The sequence below is a fragment of the Micromonospora sp. DT15 genome, assembly GCF_049841475.1.
Classification (GTDB): Bacteria; Actinomycetota; Actinomycetes; order Mycobacteriales; family Micromonosporaceae; genus Micromonospora.
Genome location: NZ_JBNCKJ010000009.1, coordinates 29,761 through 49,381, shown reverse-complemented (window position 1 = coordinate 49,381; position 19,621 = coordinate 29,761). Strand labels below are relative to the sequence as shown.

Below are 19,621 nucleotides of genomic sequence, written 5' to 3'. Positions count from 1 at the left end.
GCTCTCACCGCGATCGTGCGAGGCTGCGGTACGGCCCGGCGACGACGCCGGCACGTTCTACCGGAGGCCGACAATGCGCATCGAAACCCGCTACAACGGGCCCGCCGGCTCCGGCAACGGCGGCTGGAGCGCGGGGATCTTCGCCGCCGAGGCGGGCGGCGACGGTCCGGTCGAGGTGACGCTGCGCCGGCCACCACCACTGGAGACCGAGCTGACCCTTGTCGACGGCGAGGTTCGGGACCCGGCCGGCGAGTTGGTGGCCGAGGTACGCCCGGCCGGGGTGATCGACGCCGTCGTACCCCCTGTCGACCTGGAGACGGCGGTCGCCGCCGCGGCCCGATACCCCGGCCTGGTCGAGCATCCGTTCCCCACCTGTTACGTCTGCGGGCCGCAGCGGGCCGATGGGCTGCGGATCTTCCCCGGCCGACTGCCGGACGGGCGGACCGCCGCACCGTTCCGCGCGCCCGCGCAGGTCGACGCGGCAACGGTCTGGGCTGCGCTGGACTGTCCCGGTGGTTGGGCGGTGCTCGCGCCGGGCCGCCCGTACCTGCTGGGCCGGATCGCCGCCGTGGTCGCGGCGCTGCCCGGGCCGGGCGACGAGTGTGTGGTGACCGGGGCGTTGCTGCGCGTCGACGGGCGCAAGGCGCTCGTGCACACCAGCCTGTACGGCCCGGACGGGTCGTTGCTCGGCGCGGCGCGGGCAACCTGGATCGCCCGCTGAACCCGGGCCGTAGTCCGCAGGGATGAGTCGCCTCCGCCCCGCGACGGAGGCAGACGTACCGACCGCGCCTGATTGACCTTGTTGCCACGGGCCGTCACGCTGTGCCACGGCGTACCTCTACGCCACACACGGGAGGAGAACGATGACTGACGGGCAGCGAAGCCCCACCAGCGACGGTCAGATCGTGGTGTCCGGTCTGACGAAGCAGTACAAGAACGTCCGGGCGGTGAACAACCTGTCCTTCACAGTGGCGCCGGGACGGGTGACCGGCTTCCTCGGCCCGAACGGCGCAGGCAAGACCACCACGCTGCGCATGCTGCTCAACCTGGTCACGCCGACCGCCGGCACGGCCACCATCAGCGGCCAGCGGTACACCGACCTCGCCACCCCGCTGCGGCAGGTCGGGGCGGTGCTGGAGGCTTCCAGCGCGCACAAGGGCCGCACCGGCATCAACCACCTGCGGGTCATCTGCGCCGCGGCCGGGCTGCCCAAGCAGCGGGCCGACGAGGCGTTGGCCCTGGTCGGGCTGACCCCGGCGGCGAAGCGCAAGTTCAAGGGTTACTCGCTGGGCATGAAGCAGCGGCTCGGCATCGCCGCCGCGATGCTCGGTGACCCCCGCGTGCTGATCCTCGACGAGCCGGCCAACGGGCTGGACCCGGAGGGCATCCGGTGGATGCGTGGGTTCCTCAAGAACCTCGCCCACGAGGGTCGTACGGTGCTGGTCTCCAGCCACCTGCTGTCGGAGATGCAGTTGCTCGCCGACGACGTGGTGATCATCGCGGCCGGGCAGTTGGTCCGGCAGGGTCCGGTCGACCAGGTGCTCGGGTCGATGGCCCAGGGCGCCCGGGTCCGGGTCCGCACCCCGCAGGCCGAGGTGTTGACAGCCGCCCTGAAGGCGCAGTCGGCGACCGTCGAGACTGACGAGCAGGGTGTGCTGCTGGTCGGCGGGGTGGACGCTCCGACGATCGGCCGATCCGCTCTCGCGGCCGGGGTCGAGCTGCACGAACTGACCACCGAACGGCCCGATCTGGAACGGGTCTTCCTGGAGCTGACGGCCGGAAAGGCGGGCATCCGATGAACCTGGTCCGATCCGAGCTACTCAAGATCCGTACCACCAGCACCTGGTGGTGGCTGGCTATCGGCGCGCTCCTCTCGATCGCCCTGGCGTTCGCGATCAACGCGTGGTTGGCCGTCACGGCGCTCGGCGGGGACGCCGAGAACATAGGTGTCAGCCCCGAGCAGGCGACCGCGCCGGCGCAGGCGGCGAACCTCTACACCTCGGGCCAGTACCTCGGGCTGATGTTCGTGATGCTCATCGGCATCCTGATGGTCACGAACGAGTTCTTCCACCAGACCGCGACCACGACGTTCCTGACGACCCCCCGGCGAACGTCGGTCATCGTCAGCAAGCTCGTCGCCGCCAGCCTGCTCGGCTTCATGTTCTGGCTGGCCACCACGCTGATCGACCTGGCCGCCGGCGCGATCTTCCTGTCCGCGAACGACTACGGCACTCAGCTCGGTGAGTGGCCGGTGCAGCGGGCGCTGCTGTTCAACCTGCTGGCCTACGCCATCTGGACGATCCTCGGGGTGGGCATCGGCACGCTGATCACCAACCAGCTCGGAGCGGTGATCACGGCGGCGGTGCTCTACCTGATCGGCACCCAGGTGGTGGGTCTGCTCTTCCTGCTCCTGTCGAACCTCCTCGACAGCGAGGCGGTGCTCAAGTGGCAGGTGGTCTGGCCCGCTGTGGCATCCCAGGTCATGATCACGGAGGGCACCTCGGAGTTCACCCCGTCCTGGTGGGTCGGGGCCCTGGTGCTGATCGGCTACGCGCTGGTCAGCGGAGTCGTCGGAATCCTGCTCACCCGACGGCGCGACATCGCCTGACGGCGTCTGCGACCCCGGGGCGGCAACGAGCTGGCCGTTCCGGGGTCGGGCGGCCGCTCGGCGTCCGCCCCCTGGTGTTACCAGTTCGACACGGTGGGCGCAGGCGTTGCCGAACTTCTGGCATCTTCTGTGAAACCGGCCACGGGACCGAGGCGGAAATGCCTGCGGGATCGGTACGGCGTAGCCTGGGAGACGTCTAGTCCGTGCTCCTAATCGGGCGCGACGGACCCACCGCGTGCCACACAAACCCGCGTGAAAGAGGCGATTACCGGCCGTGTCGACCCAGCAGACTTCGCAGGAGAACCCACTGGCGGGTTTCGGCCCGAATGAGTGGATCGTCGAGGAGATGTACCAGCGTTACCTCGCCGACCCATCGAGCGTTGATTCGGCCTGGCACGACTTCTTCGCCGACTACCGACCGGCACCGGGAGCGGGCACCCCGCGCGGCGCCGAGTCGTCGGACAAGCCGGCCGCCGCCCCGGAGCCGGACGGTCAGCCGGAGGCAGCCGCCACCGTCACCCAGCCGAGCGCCCCGGCCAAGCCGGCGACCACGAGCAAGTCGGCCGCCGCCCAGCCGGCGCCGGCCAAGCCCGCCGCCCCGGCCACGCCGAAGGCCGCGCCGGACAAGACGCCGGAGAAGGCCGCTGCGGCCAAGCCGGCCGCCAAGGCCCCCGCGCCGACCGCCGACGGCCCGCAGACCACGCCGTTGCGGGGCGTCGCCGCGAAGATCGTCCAGAACATGGACGCCTCGCTGAGCGTGCCCACCGCGACCAGCGTTCGCGCGGTCCCGGCGAAGCTGCTGGTCGACAACCGCATCGTGATCAACAACCACCTCGCCCGTGGGCGGGGCGGCAAGGTCAGCTTCACCCACCTGGTCGGCTACGCGATGGTGCGCGCGCTGGTCCAGCACCCCGAAATGAACAACTCCTTCACCGAGGCCAACGGCAAGCCGGCGGTGCTCCGCCCGGCACACGTCAACCTCGGCATCGCGATCGACCTCGCCAAGCCGGACGGCAGCCGCAACCTGGTGGTCCCCTCCATCAAGGGCTGCGAGCAGATGGACTTCCGGCAGTTCTGGCAGGCGTACGAGGACGTGGTCCGACGGGCGCGGCGCAACGAGCTGACCATGGAGGACTACTCCGGCACCACCATCTCGCTGACCAACCCGGGCGGCATCGGCACCGTGCACTCGATGCCGCGGCTCATGCAGGGGCAGAGCGCGATCATCGGCGTCGGCGCGATGGAGTACCCGGCCCCCTACCAGGGGATGTCCGAGGCCACCCTCGCCGAGCTGGCGGTCAGCAAGATCATCACGCTGACCAGCACGTACGACCACCGGATCATCCAGGGCGCGCAGTCCGGCGAGTTCCTCAAGGTGATGCACGAGCTGATCCTGGGCGAGCACGGCTTCTACGACCAGATCTTCACCGCGCTGCGCATCCCGTACGAGCCGGTGCGCTGGATGCGCGATGTCGCTGTCAACTCCGAGGGTCAGATCAACAAGACCGCCCGGGTGCACGAGCTGATCCACGCCTACCGGGTGCGCGGTCACCTGATGGCCGACACCGACCCGCTGGAATTCAAGATCCGCAAGCACCCCGACCTGGACGTTCTCCAGCACGGGCTCACCCTGTGGGACCTGGACCGCGAGTTCCCCGTCAACGGCTTCGCCGGCCGGCAGCGGATGAAGCTGCGCGAGATCCTCGGCGTGCTGCGCGACTCGTACTGCCGCCGCGTCGGCATCGAGTACATGCACATCCAGGACCCGGAGGAGCGTCGCTGGGTCCAGGAACGGATCGAGCGCAAGTACGAGAAGCCGTCCGCCGACGAGCAGAAGCACGTGCTCAACCGGCTCAACGCCGCCGAGGCGTTCGAAACCTTCCTGCAGACGAAGTACGTCGGCCAGAAGCGCTTCTCGCTGGAGGGCGGCGAGTCGCTGATCCCGCTGCTCGGCGAGGTGCTGGAATCCTCCGCCGAGAACGGGCTGGACGAGGTCGTCATCGGCATGGCCCACCGGGGTCGGCTCAACGTGCTGGCCAACATCGTCGGCAAGCCGTACGAGAAGATCTTCTCGGAGTTCGAGGGTCACCTGGACCCGCGCTCGACGCAGGGCTCCGGCGACGTGAAGTACCACCTGGGTCAGAACGGCAAGTTCACCACCCCGGACGGCGAGCACGCGGTCAAGGTGTCGGTGGTGGCCAACCCGTCGCACCTGGAGGCCGTCGACCCGGTGCTGGAGGGCATCGTCCGGGCCAAGCAGGACCGGATCGACCTCAAGCTGGAGGGCTACACCGTGCTGCCGCTGGCGGTGCACGGTGACGCCGCCTTCGCCGGGCAGGGCGTGGTCGCCGAGACGCTCAACCTGTCCCAGCTGCGCGGCTACCGCACCGGTGGCACCGTGCACGTGGTGGTGAACAACCAGGTCGGCTTCACCACCGCACCGGAGTACAGCCGGTCCAGCCTCTACAGCACCGACGTGGCCCGGATGATCCAGGCGCCGATCTTCCACGTCAACGGCGACGACCCGGAGGCAGTGGTCCGGGTGGCCCGGCTGGCATTCGAATACCGGCAGACGTTCAACAAGGACGTCGTGATCGACATGGTCTGCTACCGCCGGCGCGGGCACAACGAGGGCGACGACCCGTCGATGTCCAACCCACAGATGTACAAGATCATTGATTCGAAGCGCTCGGTCCGCAAGCTCTACACCGAGGAGCTCATCGGTCGCGGTGACATCACCGTGGAGGACGCGGAGGAGCTGCTGCGCGACTACCAGGCGCAGCTGGAGAAGGTCTTCAAGGCCACCCGGGACGCCGCCTCGGCACCGCGCCAGCTCAACCGGCCGCGCCGCGAGGAGGAGCCGGAGCCGCAGGTCGACACCGCCACCGACGCGTCAGTGGTCAAGGCCATCGGCGAGGCGCACATCAACCTGCCGGAGGGCTTCACCCCGCACAAGCGGATCCAGCAGCTGCTGGACCGGCGGGCCAAGATGTCCGTCGAGGGCAACATCGACTGGGGCTTCGGCGAGATCATCGCGCTCGGGGCGCTGCTGCACGACGGGGTCACCGTCCGGCTCGCCGGGCAGGACTCCCGCCGCGGCACGTTCGTCCAGCGGCACGCCTCGGTGGTCGACTCCCGCACCGGCGACGACTACCTGCCGCTGAAGTCGCTCACCGGCGATGGCGACCGCTCCCGGTTCTTCGTGCACGACTCGCTGCTCAGCGAGTACGCGGCGATGGGCTTCGAGTACGGCTACTCGGTGGAGAACATCAACGCCCTCGTCGCCTGGGAGGCCCAGTTCGGCGACTTCGTCAACGGCGCCCAGTCGGTGATCGACGAGTTCATCTCGTCCGGTGAGGTGAAGTGGGGCCAGCGCTCCGCCATCACCCTGCTGCTGCCGCACGGCCACGAGGGTCAGGGCCCGGACCACACCTCCGGCCGGCCCGAGCGGTTCCTGCAGATGTGCGCCGAGGACAACATGCGGGTGTCCATCCCGACGACGCCGGCGAACTACTTCCACCTGCTGCGCCGCCAGGCCCTGTCGCCCAAGCGCAAGCCGCTGGTGGTGTTCACGCCGAAGTCGCTGCTGCGGCACAAGCTCTGCGTCTCGTCGGTGGAGGACTTCACCACCGGCACCTTCCAGCCGGTGCTGCGCGACACGGCCGCCCCGGCACCGGAGGCGGTGAAGCGGGTGCTGCTCTGCTCCGGCAAGGTCTACTACGACCTGTTCCAGGCCCGGCAGGAGCGCGGCGTCACCGACACCGCGATCCTCCGGCTGGAGCAGCTGTACCCGCTGCCGGTGGAGGAGATCCGGGCCGCCCTCGCGCAGTTCCCGAACGCCGAGGACTTCGCCTGGGTGCAGGAGGAGCCGGCCAACCAGGGTGGCTGGTCGTTCGTCGCGCTCAACCTGCTGGAGCACCTCACGGACGTTCGGCTGCGGCGGATCTCCCGCCCGGCCGCCGCCGCTCCGGCGGTCGGCTCGGCCAAGACCCACGAGGTCGAGCAGAACGCGCTGATCGAGGCGGCTCTCCCCCGCCCGTGACCTGACCTGAGCACGGAAGCCGGGGTAGGGCCGTTTCACCACGGTCCTGCCCCGGCTCTCGTAGGTCCCGCCAGCCGGTTGACCATCCACCCACCACCGCCCGGCCCGTGCCGGGCCGAGCACGAGGACGTACCCATGTACTTCACCGACCGTGGCATTGAGGAGCTGGTCGAGCGCCGGGGCGAGGAGCAGGTGACCCTGGAGTGGCTCGGCGAGCGGCTGCGCGACTTCGTCGACCTCAACCCCGACTTCGAAACTCCCATCGAACGCCTGGCCACCTACCTCGCCCGCCTGGAAGACCCCGACGACGAAGACGCCTGACCCCCCACCCACCCACCCACCCCGCAGGTTGATCATGAGGTTATCCGCGCGTGTCGTCGGCGTGTCGGGCGCTAACTCCATGATTACCGGGGCGAGGGGTCGGGCCCGCAGGGAGGGGTCGGACCGGCAGGGTCGGACGGCCCGGGTGGGGTGCCTCGCGATCTTCTAGGGTGGGGCTGTGGCCCGAAGTGTGTATTTGACGAGCGTGGGGTCCGGCGGGGGCAAGTCGACGATTGCCCTCGGGTTGGCGGAGTTGCTGTCCCGCCAGGTCGGGCGGATCGGCGTGTTCCGGCCGTTGGTGGCCGACACCGGCCAGGACCCGATCCTCGCGCTGCTGAGCGAGCGCTATCGCGTCGAGGTACCGCTGTCCGAACTCGCCGGGGCGAGCTACGCCGAGGCTTCGGCACTGGTCGCCGACGGCCGACGGGAGCAGCTCATCTCCGCCATCGTCGAGCGCTACCGGGCGGTGGAGCGGCAGTGCCCGGCGGTGGTCGTGGTGGGCAGTGACTTCGACGAGCCGGGCGACCCGGCCCACCCCCGGGAGCTGGCGTTCAACGCCCGGCTGGCCACCGAGTTCGGCAGCGTGGTGGTGCCGGTCGTGGACGGCTTCGGGCAGGAGCCGGCGGCTGTCGCGTCGGCGATGCGGGGGGCGTACCACGATCTGGCCGACCTCGGCGCGACGGTGCTCGCGGTGATCGCCAACCGGGTCACCGAGCCGATGACGCTGCCCGAGCTGCCGGTCCCCGCGTACGCCATCCCCGAGGTGCCGAGCGTGTCCGCGCCGACGGTGGCCGAGGTGGCGACAGCCCTCGGCGCCACCCTGCTGGCCGGGGACGACGCCGCGCTCGGTCGCGACGTGCTGGACTTCGTGGTCGGCGCGGCACACGTGCCGACCCTGCTGGGCCACCTCACCGAGGGCGCCCTGGTGATCACCCCGGGGGACCGGGCCGACCTGCTCGTCGCCGCGAGCGCCGCGCACGTGGCCGGACAGGTGTCGGTGGCCGGACTGGTGCTCACCCTCGGCGAGCAGCCCGACCCGAGGGTCATGCGGCTGGTGGAGGGGCTCAACACCGGCTTGGCGGTGCTCTCCGTGCGCAGCGACAGTTACGACACGGTGGCCGCGTCCAGTCGCATCGAGGGCCGGCCCAGCGCTACCAATCCCCGCAAGGTGGAGGCCGCGCTCGGCGCGTTCGAGCGCTGTGTGGACACCGACGACCTGGCCCGTCGGCTGCGGGTCAGCCGGTCGGCGCGGGTCACCCCACTGATGTTCGAGAACGAGTTGATCGACCGTGCCCGCTCGAAGCCCCGGCACCTGGTGCTGCCGGAGGGCACCGACGAGCGGGTCCTGCGCGCGGCGGAGATCCTGCTCCGGCGCGGGGTGGCCGAGCTGACGGTGCTCGGCCGGCCGGACGACATCGCCCGACGCACCCGGGAGCTGGGCATCGACCTCGGCGACGTGCGGGTCGTCGACCCGGGGGCCAGCGAGTGGCGCGACGACTTCGCCGCCGAGTACGCCCGGCTGCGCGCCCACCGCGGCGTCACCGCCGAGTTGGCGCACGACATCGTCGCGCAGCCGAACTACTTCGGCACGCTCATGGTGGCCACCGGCCGAGCCGACGGCATGGTCTCCGGCGCCACCCACACCACCGCCGCGACCATCCGGCCGGCGTTCGAGATCATCCGTACGCTGCCGGACGTTTCGGTGGCCTCCAGCGTCTTCTTCATGCTGCTCGCCGACCGGGTGCTGGTCTACGGGGACTGCGCGGTCAACCGCGACCCGGACGCGGCCCAGCTCGCCGACATCGCGATCTCGTCGGCCGACACCGCCGCCCGGTTCGGCATCGAACCCCGGGTGGCCATGCTGTCGTACTCGACCGGCAGCTCCGGCGCGGGCGCCGACGTGGAGAAGGTCGCCGCGGCCACCGCGCTGGTCCGGCAGCGCCGGCCCGACCTGCTGGTCGAGGGGCCCATCCAGTACGACGCGGCGATCGACCCGGCGGTGGCGGCCACGAAGCTGCCCGACAGCCCCGTCGCCGGGCACGCCACGGTCTTCATCTTCCCGGACCTGAACACCGGCAACAACACGTACAAGGCGGTGCAGCGCTCGGCCGGGGCGGTCGCCGTCGGCCCGGTCATGCAGGGCCTGCGGCGGCCGGTGAACGACCTGTCGCGGGGTGCCACGGTTCCGGACATCGTCAACACCGTGGCGATCACCGCCATCCAGGCGGCCACCGAGGAGGCGTCGTGAGTCGGGTGCTGGTGCTCAACTGCGGGTCGTCGTCGGTGAAGTGGCGCCGCTACGACGGGGACCAGGCAATCGACCACGGCACCGTCGAGCGCGTCGGTGAGCCCGGTGGCGGCCCGGCGGACCACGCCGAGGCGGTCCGGCAGATCCTGGACGGGCTGGACCTGACCGGGCTGACGGCGGTCGGACACCGGGTGGTGCACGGTGGCGGGACGTTCAGCGCGCCGGTGCTTGTCGACGACGCGGTGCTGGCCGCGATCAAGGATCTGGTGCCGCTCGCCCCGCTGCACAACCCGGCCAACCTGGCCGGCATCGAGGTGGCCCGCGCGGCGCTGCCCGACGTGCCGCAGGTCGCCGTCTTCGACACCGCGTTCCACCACACCCTGCCGGAGGCCGCCGCGACGTACGCGATCGACCGGGACACCGCCGAGCGGTACGACATCCGCCGGTACGGCTTCCACGGCACCTCACACGCGTACGTGTCCCGGCGCACCGCCGAGCTGCTGGGCCGCCCGTACGAGCAGGTCAACACGATCACCCTGCACCTCGGCAACGGGGCCAGCGCCTGCGCGGTGGAGAACGGCCGCAGCGTCGCCACCTCGATGGGCATGTCCCCGTTGCAGGGGCTGGTGATGGGCACCCGCAGCGGCGACGTGGACCCGACCGTGATCTTCCATCTGCGCCGGGAGGGCGGGCTGTCGGTGGACGACATCGACGACCTGCTCAACCACCGCAGCGGCCTGCTCGGGCTGACCGGCGTCAACGACATGCGCGAGGTGCTCGAACGCCGGGCCGCCGGTGACCGGGCGGCGGCGCTGGCCTTCGACGTGTACTGCCGGCGCATCACCGAGTACGTCGGGGCGTACTACGCGCTGCTCGGCCGGGTCGACGCGATCACCTTCACCGCCGGGGTCGGCGAGCACGCCGCGCCGGTACGGGCCGCCGCGCTGGCCGGCCTGGGCCGGCTCGGCATCACTGTGGACGACGCCCGCAACGACGGCGAGGGCGACCGGTTCATCTCACCCGACGGCGCCGAGGTGAGCGTCTGCGTCATCCGCACCGACGAGGAGCGGGAGATCGCCCGGCAGACCCGGGACGTGGTCGGGGCGGCCTGACACCACTGAGGCGCGCACCCCCGGGAGGCCCGAGGGTGCGCGCGAGTCGGTGAAGCCCATTCAGTGCCGGGGCCAGCCAGGCAGCTAGGCCAGCCGGTCGGTTCGGTCAGCCGGTCGCCAGCCAGGCGGTTCGGTCAGCCGGTCGCCAGCCAGGCGACGAGTGCCACCAGCACCACGACGACCACTGCCGCACCGATGATGAGCGGCAGGCGGGACGGAGCCTCCGTCGGCGTCGCAGTCTCCGGCGTCTGGTTGAAGGCGCGGAACGCCTCGGTGTTGCCGCTGGGGTCCGTGTAGTTCTCAGGCATGTCGGTGACCCTAGCGAAGCTGGTCACGCCGCACCGTCCCTGGCCCGCTGCGTCCCAGGGGTGGACCCGGCCGACGGAGGTGACCCGACCGGGTGGCGGGTGCACCCGAGCCGGACGGCGGGGACGCTACGCCCGCCCAGGCACCTACCGTGGAACGATGGGGGCGGGCCGGCTGATGGCCGTACTGGTGACAGCGCTGCTGACCGGTTGTGCGCCGGCCACCGCCGTGGCTGGCGGGGCCACCGGGCCGGCGTCGGCGCGTCGGGCGCCCGAGGGGTCGTACGCCGTCGGCGTGCATACGCTCACCCTCGATCCGCGCTCGGCGCGCCCTCTGCCGGTGACGATCTGGTACCCGGCGTCGACCGGCCGGGTGGCGGCCGGACGGTTCCCGGTGGTGATCTACAGCCACGGGCTGGGCAGCCGACCCGAGCTGCACGCCGGCCTGACCAACCGCTGGGCGGCGGCTGGTTTCGTGGTGGCCGCACCCGCGTATCCGCACACCCGACAGGGCGCCGCCCACTTCACCCGGGCCGACGTACGCCACCAGCCGGCCGATGCCTGGCGACTGATCCGCTATCTGGGCGACCTCGACCGGCGCCCTGCCGATCCCCTCGCCGGGCACCTCGACCTGACCTCGGTCGCCGCCGCCGGGCACTCGGCGGGCGGCTTCACCACCTCCGGCATGTTCAGCGAGGGCCACCCGGCCCGGCTACGCGCCGGGATCGTGATCGCCGGCGGTGGGCTGCCGGGCAGCTTCGCCGGACCGGCCGCGCCGGTGCTCTTCGTGCACGGCACCGCCGACCCGGTGGTGCCGGTGACGGTCGGCCGGGCGGCGTACGCGCGCACCCCAGGGCCGGCCGCGTTCCTCAGCCTGCTCGGCGGGGACCACGGCGCGTACCTCGCGCCGGGCCACCCGGGCTTCGCCCCGGTCATCGCCACCACCACCGACTTCCTACGCTGGACCCTCTACGGCGACCGGGCCGCCGCTGCCCGCCTCCCCGCCGACGCCCACTCCCCCACCCTGACCCGTTACGAGTCCCGCCCGGCCCACTGAAACCGACCGACACCGGTACGGTCGTCCGGTGGACGAGCTTGCGCGCCGGCAGTTGGCGAGCATCGCCGAGGTCATCGAGGTGACCGGGGCGGACGGCATCCCGGTGTGGCTGCGCGGCGGTTGGGCGATGGACTTCCAGCTCGGCGCGGTGACCCGCCCGCACCTCGACGTCGACTGGTACTGCTGGCGCGACGACGCCGACCGGCTGGCCGACCTGCTGCTGGCCCGGGGCTGGCTTCCCGACCCGAGGATGCCAGTGGAGTCGCAGCTCGACCTGTTCGCCGCCGACGTGGAGGTCAGCTTCGCGTACCTGGGTCGCGACGCCGCCGGCCGACCGACGGTGGGCGCCGGGGCTTGGACCGGCACCCCGCTGCCGGCCGGGATGCTGGACGCCCCACCCGGCCGGATCGGCCCGCTCTGCGCGCCGACCATCTCGGTGGCTGCCCAGATCGAGTTCAAGCAGATGTACCCGGTCTGGATGCCGGAACGTCCCCGTCGCCCGAAGGACGCCGAGGATCTAGCTCGGCTGCGCTCCGGTGCGGGTCGAGTAGGTCCTCGTACACCCCGACCTTGAAGGTGATCAGGTCCAGGCTCTGGGTGAGCCTGTCGATCTGGGTGGTGACGCGACTGTGGTGCTCGCGCATCAGCGCGAGCCGTTCCTCCTCGTTGCCGGCGCCTTCCCGGACGAGGTCGGTGTACCGCCGGAGCGCGGGCAGGGGCATCCCGGAGGCGCGGAGGATGATGCAGACGGTCAGCCAGTCCACGTCGTCCTGGCTGTAGCTGCGACGCCCGGCAGGGCCACGCCGCACCGGGCCGACGAAGAGGCCCTCCTGCTCGTAGAAGCGGAGGGTGTGCACGCTCAAGCCGGTGCGTTCGGCGACCTGCCCGATGCTCAGACCCGCGGTGATCTCGGCCATGCCGAGCAGGGTAACGAGGAGTTGACCTAGAGCTGACTCTAGCTCCTAGGGTGCGCGGTGATCGCTAGCACATCAGCCAAGGAGCATCGACATGCGTTATCGCAACCTCGGCGGCACCGGCATCCAGGTGAGCACCCACTGCCTCGGGACCATGATGTTCGGCGCCGTCGGCAACCCCGACCACGACGACTGCGCCCGCATCATCCACACCGCCCTCGACCAGGGCATCAACATCATCGACACCGCCGACATGTACGGCCGGGGCGAGTCCGAAGAGATCGTGGGCAAGGCGCTGCGGGGCCGCCGGGACGACGTCGTGCTCGCCACCAAGGTGCATTTTCCGATGAGCGAGGGACCCAACCAGGGCGGCAACTCGCGGCGGTGGATCCTCAAAGCGGTGGAGGGGAGCCTCCGGCGGTTGAACACCGACTGGATCGACCTCTACCAGGTCCACCGTCCCGACCCCTCGACCGACATCGAGGAGACGCTCTCGGCACTCAGCGACCTCGTCCGCGACGGGAAGATCCGCGCCTTCGGCTGCTCGACCTTCCCGGCCGAGGAGATCGTCGAGGCGCACCAGGTGTCCGAGCGTCGTGGCCTGGGACGCCTGCGCACCGAGCAGCCGCCGTACTCGATCCTGGCCCGCGGCGTCGAAGCGTCGACCCTCCCCGTCTGCCAGCGCTACGGCATGGGGGTGCTGGTCTGGAGCCCGCTCGCCTTCGGGTTCCTCAGCGGCAGGTACCGCAGGGACCAGCCCATCGACCTGTCGACCGGGCGGGCCGTGCTCCGGCCGGCGCAGTTCGACCCCACGATCGCCGAGAACGCCGCCAAGCTCGACATCGTGGAACAGCTCGTCGACCTCGCGGCGAGCATCGGCTGCACGCTCCCGCAGCTCGCCATCGCCTTCACGGTGGCCCATCCGGCCGTCAGCTCGGCGATCATCGGACCGCGGACCATGCCGCACCTGGAGGACCTGCTCAAGGGCGCCACGCTCACCCTGGACGACGCGACCCTCGACCGGATCGACGAGATCGTTCCGCCCGGAACGAACCGGTACGACCCCAACGCCGCCTTCCCTCCGCGCGCGCTGACCGACACCGCACGACGGCGACGTCCGCTCACCGAACGTGCTGCGGCCTGACTGAGCCTGATGCCGGGACGCAGCGGCCGGTGACCGGGTGGGCACAGCGCGACGAAGCCAGCCGGGCGGGTCCGCCGGGCAGGGCACAATCAGATTCATGCCGCGTCGCGTCACCCCCACAATGCTGATCACCGCCCTGCTTCTGGCCGCTCTCGTCGGGTGCTCCACGGACGCCCCGGTACGGCGGGCGCCGGCCGCGCCGGAGCCCACCGCCCCGGCGACGCCACAGGTCCCGGCCGGGCACGCGCCAGAAAATCCCTACCCCGTCGGCGTACGCGACCTGAAGCTGAACCGCGACGGCCGGGCGCTGCCGGTGCGGATCTGGTACCCGGCGCTCGGCGAGAACGGCCCCGTCACGCCGGGGTTGCTGGGGGCGCACGGCCGCTTCCCGGTGGTGATGTTCAGTCACGGCCTGGGTGGCCGGCCGGACGACTACGCCACGCTACTGACCCGGTGGGCGGCAGCAGGGTTCGTGGTGGCCGCGCCGACGTTCCCGCACACCTCGCGGGGCGCGGACAACAACGTCCTCGACGTGCTCAACCAACCCGCCGACGTGTCGTACGCGTTGGACCAGGTGCTCGCGTTGGACAGCAAGGCCGACGACCAGTTGCAGGGCCGGCTGGACGCCGACCGGGTGGCCGCGGCCGGGCACTCGGCCGGCGGGGTGACCACCATCGGCCTGTTCACCGCGAGCCGGGACAAGCGGCTGGACGCGGGTGTGGTGTTCGCGGGCACGGCGCTGGGCGTGGGCACCGCGTTCGCCGGTGCCGCCGCACCGCAACTGTTCGTACACGGCGAGTTGGACGAGGTGGTCGAGTACGCGGCGGGCAGGGCCGCGTACGACAAGGTGCCCTGGCCGAAGGCGATGCTGAGCCTGCCGAAGGGCGACCATGGGCGGACGATGCTCAAGGACAAGGCCGCGCTGCGGGTGGTGTCGGACACGTCGATCGAGTTCCTGCGCTGGTCGCTCTACGGAGACGCGGATGCCAAGAAGCGCATCTCCACCGACGCGACGCGCGGCGACATAGCCACCTTCGACGACCACCTCTGACCGCGCCGCGCCCTCGCCCAAGATCTGCGCAACATCGGGGATGTTGCTGCCTCGGGACACCCGGGAGGCAGCAGTTTCCCCGATGATGCGCGGATCTTGACGCGCACGCCCGCGGACCGGGCGTCAGGCGGTGTGGTCGATGACGACCTTGCCGAAGGCGTCGCCGGAGTGCAGTCGAGCGAAGGCGTCCTCGACCCGGCTGAACGGAATGACGCTGTCCACCACCGGGCGCACCTCGTTGTCGGAGCAGAACGCCAGCAGCTCGTACAGCTCGCCGGGCGTGCCCATCGAGGTGCCCAGGATCTCCAGCTGCATGGCGAAGACCCGGCGCAGGTTGACCGACGGTTCGTGCCCGGCTGTCGCGCCGGAGACCACGATCCGGGCCATCGGCGCGGCCGACTTCAGCGAATGGTCGAAGGTGGCCGCGCCGACCGTCTCGATCACCACGTCGACACGCTCCGGCAGCCGGGCACCCGGCTCGAAGGAGGTGGCGCCGAGGGCCGAGATCCGGTCCCGCTTGACGGCGTCGCGGCTGGTCGCGTACACCCGCTTGCCCATCGCGACGGCGAGTGCGACGGCCGCGGTGGCCACGCCGCCGCCCGCGCCCTGGACCAGCACGCTGTCGGCGTCCGCGACGCGTCCCTTGGTGGTCAGCATCCGCCACGCGGTCAGCCAGGCCGTGGGCAGGCACGCCGCGTCGGTCGCCGCCATGCCGTCGGGCAGCGGGATCAGATTCGACCGGGGTACGACCACCCGCTCGGCGAGCGTCCCGGCAAAGTGCTCGGAGAGGATGGAAACCCCGCGCGGGTCACCCGGCGTGACGACCACCGGGTACACGACCACCGGGCGTCCCTCCGGGTCCAGCCCGACCGCGTCGCAGCCGAGGATCATCGGTAGCTGGGCCTCGGTGAGACCGACCCCGCGCAGCGACCAGAGGTCGTGGTGGTTGAGCGAGGTGGCCCGCAACTGCACGGTCACCCAGTCGTCGGCCGGCGGGGTCGGCTCGGGCCGCTCGCCGACGGTGAGCGCGGCGAGCGGGTCGGCGTCGTCGAAACGGGAGGCAAAGGCAGCACGCATGATCGGCACGGTAACAAGCTGAGCGCTCGTTAAGAAGCCGTGCGCGTAGGCCAGCGGCGCATGCTGCGCCGGAGCGCCCCTGGCCCACGCGTGCGCGTGGACCAGCGGCGCATGCTGCGCCTGGGCACCCCGTCCATACGCGTGCGGTTTACCGGCGGGCGACGCCGTCGCGGCGGGCGGCTTCGGCGACCGCCTCGGCCACTGCCGGCGCGACGCGCGGGTCGAGCGGGGACGGAACGATCGCGTCGGCGGTCAGGGACTCCGCCACCACGCCGGCGATGGCGTCCGCGGCGGCGACCTTCATGGCCTCGGTGATCCGGATGGCACCGGCATCCAGCGCGCCGCGGAACACCCCGGGGAAGGCCAGCACGTTGTTGATCTGGTTGGGGTAGTCGCTGCGCCCGGTGGCGACCACCGCGACGTGCCGGGCGGCCACCTCGGGGTGCACCTCGGGAGTCGGGTTCGCCAGCGCGAACACGATCCCGCCGGGTGCCATCTGAGCCACCGCGGCCTCGGGGATCTGCCCGCCGGAGACCCCGATCAGCACGTCCGCGCCGCGTAGCGCCTCGGTGATGTCGCCGTGGCGGCCGTCGGCGTTGGTGCTCGCCGCCAACTCGGCCTTGGTGCCGGTCAGTTCGGTGCGGTGCCGGCCGATGATCCCCTTGGAGTCGCAGACCACCACCTGGTCGGGGTTGACGCCCCCGGCGATCAGCATCTTCGTCACGGCCACTCCGGCCGCGCCCGCGCCGCTCACCGCCACCCGCAGGTCACCGAGCTTGCGGTCGAGCAACATCGCGGCGTTGCGCAGCGCGGCCAGCACCACGATGGCGGTGCCGTGCTGGTCGTCGTGGAAGACCGGGATGTCCAGCGCCTCGTCGAGCCGGCGCTCGATCTCGAAGCAGCGCGGCGCGCTGATGTCCTCCAGATTGATCCCACCGAACGAGGGCGCCAGTGCCCGCACCACCGCGATGATCTCGTCCACGTCCTGGGTGTCCAGGCACACCGGCACCGCGTCCACCCCGGCGAACTGCTTGAACAGCACCGCCTTGCCCTCCATGACCGGCAGCGCGGCCCGGGGGCCGATGTTGCCCAGCCCGAGCACCGCCGAGCCGTCGGTGACCACCGCGACCGTGTGCGACACCCAGGTGTAGTCGTCCACCAGGGCGGGGTCGGCGGCGATCGCCTCACACACCCGGGCCACCCCCGGGGTGTACGCCAGAGAGAGGTCCTCCCGGCTGGTGAGCGGCACGGTCGAGGTGACGGCCATCTTGCCGCCCCGGTGCAGCAGGAAGACGGGATCAGCGGGGTCCACGGTGGACGAAGACATGGTGGTGACTCCAGGATCTGTCGAGCAGATGTGAGGCGGCCTGCCCCGCCGCGAGGTGGGCGGCGAGCGGTGGCACGCGGTGCGGGGGGTCACCCGGGCACTTTCCGAGCATAGTGTCGGCACCACCCCCCGGATGTGAGCAGGGTCATAACTGACGACGAGGCACCCGTCCGGGGCGCGGCCAGTAGCGGGCCACCACCCGTCCACGTACGTCGGCCACCCCGTACGCCCGGGAGTCATCGGTGATCAGGTCGTTGTCGCCGCGTAGCCACCAGCCGCCGTCCTGTGGCCGGACCGCACGCTTCACCACCAGCAGATCGGGCCGGGTCCGGAAGACCGCGACCACCACGTCGCCGGCTCGGATCGGGCGGCCACCGGGACGAACCAGCACCGCGTCACCGTGGCGCAGGGTCGGGGCCATGGACGGGCCGGTCACCAGGACGGCGGTCAGCGGCCTCCGCAACCGGGGCACCTCAGCCGGGTGATCGGCGGCCACTGGTTTCACCTCCACCCGGTTCGGGGAGCATTCCCAGGAGTAATGTCGCCTTTGATCATCGCAAACTTCCCATGGAGGATCCTGATGCGACTTCCGCGCATCCTTGCGCCCCGCGTCACCGCGAGCGCTCACTGCGACCTGCCGTGCGGTGTCTACGACCCGGCACAGGCCCGGATCGAGGCCGAGTCGGTCAAAATGATCTGCGAGAAGTACCAGTCGAACACCGACCCGGAGTTCCGTACCCGCGCCGTCATCATCAAGGAGCAGCGCGCCGAGCTGGTCAAGCACCACCTCTGGGTGCTGTGGACCGACTACTTCAAGCCGCCGCACTTCGAGAAGTACCCGAACCTGCACAGCCTGTTCAACGAGGCCACCAAGCTCGCCGGCGCCGGCGGCGTCAAGGGCAGCCTCGACCCGGCCACCGCCGACAAGCTGCTCGCGAAGATCGACGAGATCTCGAAGATCTTCTGGGAGACCAAGAAGGCGTGACCTCCCCGGTCATTCCGACGATCCGGCCGGTACGTCCCGAGGACGTGCCGGCCGTCGTCGCCATGGTGCACGAGTTGGCCGAGTACGAGCGTGCCCCGGATCAGTGCCACCTCACCAACGAGCAGCTGACCTCGGCGCTCTTCGCGGCTGCTCCAGGTAGCGGCACGCCGAGCGGCAGCGGTGGTACGACCGCTGCGGCGCTCTTCGGTCACGTCGCGGTCGACGAGCACAACGAGCCGGTCGGGTTCGCGCTGTGGTTCCTCAACTTCTCCACCTGGGCCGGCGTGCACGGCATCCACCTGGAGGACCTCTACGTCCGGCCGTCCGCCCGGGGCACCGGAGCGGGTCGACTGCTGCTCGCCGCGCTGGCCGACATCTGCGTACGGCGGGGCTACCAGCGGCTGGAGTGGCAGATGATCGACTGGAATCCGGCTGCCGGCTTCTACGCTTCGATCGGCGCCGAACAGATGAGCGAGTGGGTTGCCTACCGGCTCAGCGGCACCGCGCTCCGCGAGCTGGCCGAGCAAGCCACTACCGCCGGCACGCGTAATGGGCGACCGACCGGGTAGAGTCCCCGACCGGGGGGATGAGGCGTGACTCAACTGACTGGCCAGCCAGCGACCGACGACGACGTGGTGCACCTCACGGTGCCTGCCGACGGCGGTTACCTCGGCGTGCTCCGCACCGCCACCGCGGGTCTCGCGGCCCGGTTGCAGTTCGCGCTCGACGAGATCGAGGATCTGCGGATCGCTGTCGACGAGGCGTGCGCCATGCTGCTCGCCATCGCCACCCGCGACGCCGAGTTGGAGTGCCGCTTCGCGGTCACCGACGACGCGCTGACGGTCGAGGTGACGGTGCCGACGGTGCGCGGTGCCACCCTGCCCGCCGAGTCGTCCTTCGCCTGGAAGGTGCTCACCGCGCTGACCACCTCGGCGTCCGCCACCTCCGCCGGCGATCGGGCCACTATCGCACTGCTCACCCGTCGCTCCGGCGGCTACTGACCGGTCCGACGCACCGGCGCGGTCACTCGAAGCCGAGGGCGCGGGTCGTCGGTGGGCAGATCAACAGCCAGGCCACGCCCAGGCCGAACACCATCAGCGGCACGCCCAGCCAGCCCAGGCCGGCCTGGATCATGAACCACCCGATCGGCAGTAGCATCAGCTGAAGCACGATCGCGGGGGCTCGTGCGCCCGCCTGACGCCGTAGCAGCGCCCGACCCAGGGCCCAGAGCGCGACGGCCGCCCCGACGGCGAACACGGTCACCAGCAGTGCCGCCAGCAGGTCGGTGCGGGTGGCGGTGAGGTCGGCCCAGACCAGCCAGACGGCGATCAGCCCGACGACGGCGGCCTCCGCCCACAGCAGCCGGACCGCCCAGCGGAGCGTGACGGGGATCGGGGCCGAGTCGATGGTCACGCGCGCCACGATACCCG

The 19,621-nt window shown here is 71.2% G+C and carries 20 protein-coding genes; 14 read left to right on the top strand and 6 right to left on the bottom strand.

Annotated elements, in window-relative coordinates:
• Positions 1–73 precede the first annotated feature (73 nt).
• The 7 genes from ACLQ3F_RS20410 (at position 74) to ACLQ3F_RS20380 (ending at position 10,331) form a co-directional block, all read left to right on the top strand.
• On the top strand, positions 74–721 hold the full coding sequence (locus tag ACLQ3F_RS20410) for a hypothetical protein (protein WP_425850819.1): 648 nt from the start codon (positions 74–76) through the stop codon (positions 719–721).
• Between the two features lie 142 nt (positions 722–863).
• Positions 864–1,799, top strand: a complete 936-nt coding sequence (locus ACLQ3F_RS20405; RefSeq protein WP_355494508.1) for an ABC transporter ATP-binding protein — start codon at positions 864–866, stop codon at positions 1,797–1,799.
• A complete protein-coding gene (locus tag ACLQ3F_RS20400; RefSeq protein ID WP_355008136.1) occupies positions 1,796–2,608 on the top strand; it encodes an ABC transporter permease in 813 nt (270 codons plus the stop codon). Before ACLQ3F_RS20405 ends, ACLQ3F_RS20400 begins: the two co-directional genes overlap by 4 nt.
• Positions 2,609–2,882: 274 nt before the next feature.
• The gene (locus ACLQ3F_RS20395) at positions 2,883–6,650 is read left to right on the top strand and encodes a multifunctional oxoglutarate decarboxylase/oxoglutarate dehydrogenase thiamine pyrophosphate-binding subunit/dihydrolipoyllysine-residue succinyltransferase subunit (protein ID WP_425850816.1); all 3,768 of its coding nucleotides are present in this window, start codon (positions 2,883–2,885) and stop codon (positions 6,648–6,650) included.
• A 135-nt stretch (positions 6,651–6,785) separates the two neighbouring features.
• Positions 6,786–6,971 (top strand): DUF6104 family protein, encoded by a 186-nt coding sequence (locus ACLQ3F_RS20390; RefSeq protein ID WP_355008138.1) that lies wholly within the window; start codon positions 6,786–6,788, stop codon positions 6,969–6,971.
• Between the two features lie 178 nt (positions 6,972–7,149).
• On the top strand, positions 7,150–9,219 hold the full coding sequence (gene pta, locus ACLQ3F_RS20385) for a phosphate acetyltransferase (RefSeq protein WP_357205118.1): 2,070 nt from the start codon (positions 7,150–7,152) through the stop codon (positions 9,217–9,219).
• Positions 9,216–10,331, top strand: coding sequence for an acetate/propionate family kinase (locus tag ACLQ3F_RS20380; RefSeq protein WP_425850812.1), 1,116 nt, complete (start codon positions 9,216–9,218; stop codon positions 10,329–10,331). Before pta ends, ACLQ3F_RS20380 begins: the two co-directional genes overlap by 4 nt.
• A gap of 134 nt (positions 10,332–10,465) precedes the next feature.
• On the opposite strand, the gene ACLQ3F_RS20375 is transcribed toward ACLQ3F_RS20380, so the two are convergent.
• Positions 10,466–10,639, bottom strand: a complete 174-nt coding sequence (locus tag ACLQ3F_RS20375; protein ID WP_355008141.1) for a hypothetical protein — start codon at positions 10,637–10,639, stop codon at positions 10,466–10,468.
• A 157-nt stretch (positions 10,640–10,796) separates the two neighbouring features.
• Here ACLQ3F_RS20375 and ACLQ3F_RS20370 point away from each other — a divergent pair, with 157 nt between their 5' ends.
• Complete coding sequence (locus tag ACLQ3F_RS20370) at positions 10,797–11,693, top strand: alpha/beta hydrolase family protein (RefSeq protein WP_425850809.1); 897 nt, start codon at positions 10,797–10,799, stop codon at positions 11,691–11,693.
• A gap of 28 nt (positions 11,694–11,721) precedes the next feature.
• Positions 11,722–12,267, top strand: coding sequence for a nucleotidyltransferase domain-containing protein (locus ACLQ3F_RS20365; protein ID WP_425850806.1), 546 nt, complete (start codon positions 11,722–11,724; stop codon positions 12,265–12,267).
• Here ACLQ3F_RS20365 and ACLQ3F_RS20360 read toward each other — a convergent pair.
• Positions 12,149–12,610 carry a MerR family transcriptional regulator gene (locus ACLQ3F_RS20360; protein WP_357202815.1) on the bottom strand — a complete coding sequence of 154 codons (462 nt, stop codon included), beginning with the start codon at positions 12,608–12,610 and terminating at the stop codon, positions 12,149–12,151. The genes ACLQ3F_RS20365 and ACLQ3F_RS20360 overlap by 119 nt on opposite strands.
• Positions 12,611–12,701: 91 nt before the next feature.
• Between ACLQ3F_RS20360 and ACLQ3F_RS20355 the strand changes: the two genes are divergently transcribed.
• Together ACLQ3F_RS20355 and ACLQ3F_RS20350 are read left to right on the top strand one after the other, a co-directional pair.
• Complete coding sequence (locus ACLQ3F_RS20355; protein ID WP_425850803.1) at positions 12,702–13,751, top strand: aldo/keto reductase; 1,050 nt, start codon at positions 12,702–12,704, stop codon at positions 13,749–13,751.
• Positions 13,752–13,848: 97 nt separating this feature from the next.
• Entirely contained in the window at positions 13,849–14,802 is a 954-nt protein-coding gene (locus tag ACLQ3F_RS20350) for an alpha/beta hydrolase family protein (protein ID WP_425850800.1), read from the top strand.
• Between the two features lie 123 nt (positions 14,803–14,925).
• On the opposite strand, the gene ACLQ3F_RS20345 is transcribed toward ACLQ3F_RS20350, so the two are convergent.
• The 3 genes from ACLQ3F_RS20345 to ACLQ3F_RS20335 all read right to left on the bottom strand — a co-directional run bounded on the left by ACLQ3F_RS20345 (position 14,926) and on the right by ACLQ3F_RS20335 (position 17,702).
• Positions 14,926–15,888 carry a zinc-binding dehydrogenase gene (locus ACLQ3F_RS20345; RefSeq protein WP_425850798.1) on the bottom strand — a complete coding sequence of 321 codons (963 nt, stop codon included), beginning with the start codon at positions 15,886–15,888 and terminating at the stop codon, positions 14,926–14,928.
• A gap of 139 nt (positions 15,889–16,027) precedes the next feature.
• A complete protein-coding gene (locus ACLQ3F_RS20340) occupies positions 16,028–17,206 on the bottom strand; it encodes an NAD(P)-dependent malic enzyme (RefSeq protein ID WP_425850797.1) in 1,179 nt (392 codons plus the stop codon).
• Positions 17,207–17,351: 145 nt separating this feature from the next.
• The gene (locus ACLQ3F_RS20335; protein WP_220090464.1) at positions 17,352–17,702 is read right to left on the bottom strand and encodes a S24/S26 family peptidase; all 351 of its coding nucleotides are present in this window, start codon (positions 17,700–17,702) and stop codon (positions 17,352–17,354) included.
• 84 nt (positions 17,703–17,786) lie between these two features.
• Between ACLQ3F_RS20335 and sodN the strand changes: the two genes are divergently transcribed.
• Genes sodN through ACLQ3F_RS20320 form a run of 3 tightly spaced genes read left to right on the top strand, consistent with a single transcriptional unit; the run spans position 17,787 to position 19,192 of the window.
• A complete protein-coding gene (sodN, locus tag ACLQ3F_RS20330; RefSeq protein WP_030490383.1) occupies positions 17,787–18,191 on the top strand; it encodes a superoxide dismutase, Ni in 405 nt (134 codons plus the stop codon).
• Entirely contained in the window at positions 18,188–18,760 is a 573-nt protein-coding gene (locus ACLQ3F_RS20325; protein ID WP_425850792.1) for a GNAT family N-acetyltransferase, read from the top strand. The genes sodN and ACLQ3F_RS20325 overlap by 4 nt, the downstream gene beginning before the upstream one ends.
• A gap of 24 nt (positions 18,761–18,784) precedes the next feature.
• Complete coding sequence (locus ACLQ3F_RS20320) at positions 18,785–19,192, top strand: ATP-binding protein (protein ID WP_355008149.1); 408 nt, start codon at positions 18,785–18,787, stop codon at positions 19,190–19,192.
• 22 nt (positions 19,193–19,214) lie between these two features.
• On the opposite strand, the gene ACLQ3F_RS20315 is transcribed toward ACLQ3F_RS20320, so the two are convergent.
• On the bottom strand, positions 19,215–19,604 hold the full coding sequence (locus ACLQ3F_RS20315; RefSeq protein ID WP_355008150.1) for a hypothetical protein: 390 nt from the start codon (positions 19,602–19,604) through the stop codon (positions 19,215–19,217).
• Positions 19,605–19,621: the final 17 nt, after the last annotated feature.